The following is a 4,551-nucleotide window of genomic DNA, read 5'->3' as shown; positions in this document are numbered from 1 at the left end:
GAAAAATTCAAAGTGTGGCCCGCGGCTATGCATCGAATTTTTCAAAGGAAAATCCGCAGTCGATCTTCTTTTCATTTTGTTTTATCCTTTGCGGCGCAGACTGGCGCTGCAGTCTGGTACAAGGAGGCTTCATGAACCCATCGAATCCCATTCGCCTGTCTCTGGCGATGACCACATATAACGCAGAAGTGTATCTGATCGAACAGCTCGAGTCGATCCGTCTGCAGACGATGCCTTTTGATGAAGTCGTCATCGTTGATGATGCTTCCAGAGATCACACCGTCGAAAAAATCCGCGAATATATCGCCACATACCATCTCGCCGGCCGCTGGTTTCTGCACGTCCATACCGAGAACACCGGCTTTGTCCGCGCCTTTCGTGATGCGCTGAGCCGCACGCGGGGCGAATATATTTTTCTGAGCGATCACGATGACATCTGGAAACCAGAAAAAGTCGAACACATGATGAAGATGTTTGATAAGCATGTGGAACTGCTGGCGCTCGCTTCTTCCTTTTCGCTGATTGATGCCCAGGACCGTCCAATCGAAGGCAAGTCGAGCAGCCGGCGAAGCAACCATAATCTCATTCGCCGTCCGCTGCCGCGCGGCCAGTTTTCGTGGCTGACCTTTGAAGATCTGATGGGCTACAACGTCTCGCCAGGATGTACGCTCGCGCTGACCAGGCGGCTGAAGGATGAGTACCTGTCTACGCCGGTCGATATGAATCTGCCCCATGACTGGGCGATCTGCGCGATCGCAGCCATTCAGAACGGTCTGGGCTATCTCGACGAGGAACTGATGGGCTATCGCCAGCACCCCGGCAACACGCTCGGTCTCACTCGCCGCAGCGACTACGAAAGCCGTCTGCATGCTTCGTGGCAGGACTATCTCCAGAAAGAAGCACTCCTCTCGCTGACGCTTCAGTTTCAGGCCGAGCCGCAGATGATCGAAAAGATGGAAGAAGTCCGCTCGTTTTACGCGCAGAGAGCCCAGGCGCTCAGCCACCGCTCCCTGTTTGAACTCAGCTCGCTTCTGCTTTCCCATCAGGGCAGCGGATTCCGCCTGACGCTTGGCATGGACATCAAATCCATTCTTTCTTCTTCCTCTTCTTCCGCTACTGCGCAGCAGGAAGCCAGAGCGTTCAATCCGATCGATCCATCCTCCAGAAAAGAAGAAAAAGAAGCAGAAACCGATCCGAAAGGAAACCGCCCGCAAAATGAAACGGATCGGAAAAAGGCAGCCCGAAAAGCGGACGGAAAGGCGGACGCATGAGTTCGAGACTGTCCATTTCGGTCGTTCTGGCTACCTATAAAGGCGCACCCTGGCTGAACGCGCAGCTCGATTCCATTGCCGATCAGCTATGGGTCGGCGATGAGCTGATCATCAGCTGCGATGGCGGTTTAAGCGAAGATCTTGAAATCGCGGAACGCTTTGCCAAAGCCCATCCGGATTTGCGGATCCGTATTTTAAGCGGCCCGGGTCTTGGCGTCGTGCGCAACTTTGAATTTGCGCTCAGTCAGGCAAGACGGGAAATTATCGTGTTCTGCGATCAGGATGATGTCTGGAAACCGGGCAAGCTCGACTTATACCGTCACGGCTTTCGCGAAGAGAACGTCATGGCGATGCTTCACGATGCCTCGATATGCGATGCTGATCTTCACGTGATTGAACCTTCCTTTTATCAAAGCCACGGCTCGAAGGAAGGATTCTGGAACAATCTGCTTCGCAATTCGATGATCGGCTGCTGCATGGCAGTGCGAAAGGAAGTCGTGGACGTAAGCCTTCCCTTTGGAAAGATTCCCATGCACGATCAGTTTCTGGGCCTGCAGGCCTATCGCATGGGCAAGGTGGTTTTCAGCCCGAAAAACTGTCTGGACTATCGACGGCATGGAAACAACGCGTCTTCGCTCAAATCGAGTTCTCTGCAAAATCAGATTCAGTGGCGCCTCCAGCTGATCGGCGCGCTGCTTCGCCATCCCGTTCCTAAGCAAAAGGCAAAATCAAGATAAGGAAGAACACGGAGGTCCGGCAATCCGGGCTTTTTTACGGAAGTGCGTATCCTCCGAGAAAAAAGCGCCGTGCCTAAAGCTGAACAGATTCGGAATGAGCAGAATTTGGGAAAAATGTGGGAGAAAAATCGCCAGAAAAAACCATTAAAAATCCGTGAATGCTCTTACATTTCGTATGTTGTGGGACGTGCGCCGTATCATTTCCCATCTTTTCTTTTTTTGGCTAAGATGGAGCTGAACGGAAAAGGAGAACTGAAGAGATGAAAGGCATCATTCTTGCCGGCGGATCCGGAACAAGACTCTATCCATTAACCAAAGTAACCAGCAAACAGCTTCTTCCTGTTTTTGACAAGCCGATGATTTATTATCCAATGTCCATTCTGATGGAAGCTGGCATCCGGGAGATCATGATTATTTCTACCCCGGAAGACACGCCTCGCTTTGAGGAACTGCTCGGCGACGGCAGCCAGTTCGGTCTGGAGCTGACGTACAAAGTACAGCCCTCGCCCGATGGACTGGCGCAGGCATTTATTTTAGGCAAAGATTTTATCGGAAACGATTCCGTCGCCATGATTCTTGGCGATAATATTTTCCATGGTCACGGTCTGACCAAACGGCTTGTGGAAGCTGCCGGCAGAGACAGAGGCGCTACGGTATTTGGCTATTATGTAGAAGATCCGGAACGCTTTGGCGTTGTCGAGTTTGACGAAAACGGCAAAGCCGTCAGCCTGGAAGAAAAACCGGCCGAACCGAAATCCAACTATGCGGTTACCGGTCTGTATTTTTATGACAACAAAGTCGTGGATTACGCCGCCCATCTTCAGCCTTCCGCCCGCGGCGAGCTGGAAATTACCGATCTGAACAAGATTTATCTCGATCAGGGCGAACTGAACGTCACCCTGCTTGGCGACGGCTTCACCTGGCTCGACACCGGTACGCATGAATCTCTGGTGGATGCCACCAACTTCGTGAAAACCGTTGAAGAACACCAGCACCGCAAAATTGCCTGCCTGGAGGAAATCGCCTACCGGCAGGGCTGGATCGATCGCGAACAGCTCGAGAAAACGTACGAGATTTACAAGAAAAATCAGTACGGCGCCTATCTCAAAAAGCTGCTCGATCGCAAATACATTGATAAAAACCAGAAATAGCGGTCTGCTCGGAAGAAAAACAGATCCAAAGCCGGACAAAAGACCGGCCGACATTCAAGAGGAAATAAGCATGAAAGTGATTGAAACGGAAATTCCAGGCGTGCTGATCGTGGAAACCGACGTTTTCGGCGATCATCGCGGCTACTTTACGGAAACCTATTCCAAACCCAAATACGAAAAGCTCGGCATTACGGTCGACTTCGTTCAGGACAACATGTCCTTTTCCGCAGCCGAAGGCACGCTGCGCGGTCTGCACTGGCAGAACCCGCCGTATGCGCAGTCTAAGCTCGTCAGCTGCACGAAGGGGAAAGTCATCGACGTTGCGGTCGATATCCGCAAAGGTTCTCCAACCTTCGGCAAATGGGTTTCCTGCGAACTGTCGGCGGACAACCATCGCCAGTTCTTTATCCCGCAGGGCTTTGCGCACGGCTTTCTGACCCTGACGCCGGATGTGGAATTCCGCTATAAAGTCGACAATGTCTACGACAAGGCATCGGAGGGCAGCATCCGCTATGACGACCCGACCGTCGCCGTCGACTGGGGCATGCTTCTTAATGGACGCGAACCCGTGCTCAGCGACAAGGACCGCATTTCGCCGGTTCTCGAAGACGCCAACAACCTGTTCGTTTACGATGACATGATGAAAGGAAACTAGCCATACATGAAAATTCTCGTTACTGGAGGAGCCGGATTCATCGGTTCCAACTTTGTTGAATACATGGTCAATACGTATCCGGAAGATGAAATCATCAACCTGGACGCGCTGACTTACGCCGGAAATCTGGAAAGTCTCAAGAGCGTAGAAAACAAGCCGAACTACAAGTTTGTCAAAGGCGACATCGCCGATCGTGACTTCATTTTCGATCTGTTTGAAAAGGAACGTCCCGATATCGTCGTGAACTTCGCCGCCGAAAGCCACGTCGACCGCTCGATCGAAGATCCGGAAATCTTCGTAAAATCCAACGTTCTTGGCACAACGACTCTGCTCGATGCCGCAAAAGAATACGGCGTTAAACGTTTCCATCAGGTATCGACCGATGAAGTGTACGGCGACCTGCCGCTCGATCGTCCGGATCTGTTCTTCACGGAATCCACGCCGCTCCATACGAGCTCGCCGTATTCTTCGTCCAAAGCCGCTGCGGACCTGTTCGTTCAGGCGTACCACCGCACGTACGGCCTGCCGACAACGATTTCCCGCTGCTCGAACAACTACGGACCGTACCAGTTCCCGGAAAAGCTCATCCCTCTGATGATCGCCCGCGCGCTCGATAACGAAAGCCTGCCGGTTTACGGCGACGGCGCCAACGTGCGCGACTGGCTGTACGTTCTCGACCACTGCAAGGCCATCGACCTGATCCTGCGCAAAGGCAAGGAAGGCGAAGTCTACAACAT

At 52.4% G+C, this 4,551-nt stretch carries 5 protein-coding genes; all 5 read left to right on the top strand.

Features of this window, described 5'->3' with window-relative positions:
• The first annotated feature begins 131 nt into the window (after window positions 1-131).
• Window positions 132-1,271, top strand: coding sequence for a glycosyltransferase (locus ACLUYS_RS01585; RefSeq protein ID WP_412658774.1), 1,140 nt, complete (start codon window positions 132-134; stop codon window positions 1,269-1,271).
• A complete protein-coding gene (locus ACLUYS_RS01580) occupies window positions 1,268-2,008 on the top strand; it encodes a glycosyltransferase (RefSeq protein ID WP_412658772.1) in 741 nt (246 codons plus the stop codon). The genes ACLUYS_RS01585 and ACLUYS_RS01580 overlap by 4 nt, the downstream gene beginning before the upstream one ends.
• A gap of 260 nt (window positions 2,009-2,268) precedes the next feature.
• Window positions 2,269-3,159: a glucose-1-phosphate thymidylyltransferase RfbA gene (gene rfbA / locus ACLUYS_RS01575; RefSeq protein WP_288339106.1), complete on the top strand. Its 891-nt coding sequence runs from the start codon at window positions 2,269-2,271 to the stop codon at window positions 3,157-3,159.
• Window positions 3,160-3,229: 70 nt separating this feature from the next.
• Window positions 3,230-3,814 (top strand): dTDP-4-dehydrorhamnose 3,5-epimerase, encoded by a 585-nt coding sequence (rfbC, locus tag ACLUYS_RS01570; RefSeq protein ID WP_230267641.1) that lies wholly within the window; start codon window positions 3,230-3,232, stop codon window positions 3,812-3,814.
• A 6-nt stretch (window positions 3,815-3,820) separates the two neighbouring features.
• Window positions 3,821-4,551 (top strand): dTDP-glucose 4,6-dehydratase (gene rfbB / locus ACLUYS_RS01565; RefSeq protein ID WP_412658769.1); only part of this gene is annotated, 731 nt, incomplete at its 3' end.

The organism is Allobaculum sp., from assembly GCF_047010065.1.
Classification (GTDB): Bacteria; Bacillota_I; Bacilli_A; order Erysipelotrichales; family Erysipelotrichaceae; genus Allobaculum; species Allobaculum fili.
Note: the sequence above shows the minus strand (reverse complement) of the source record. Positions and strands in the feature narration are given on the sequence as shown.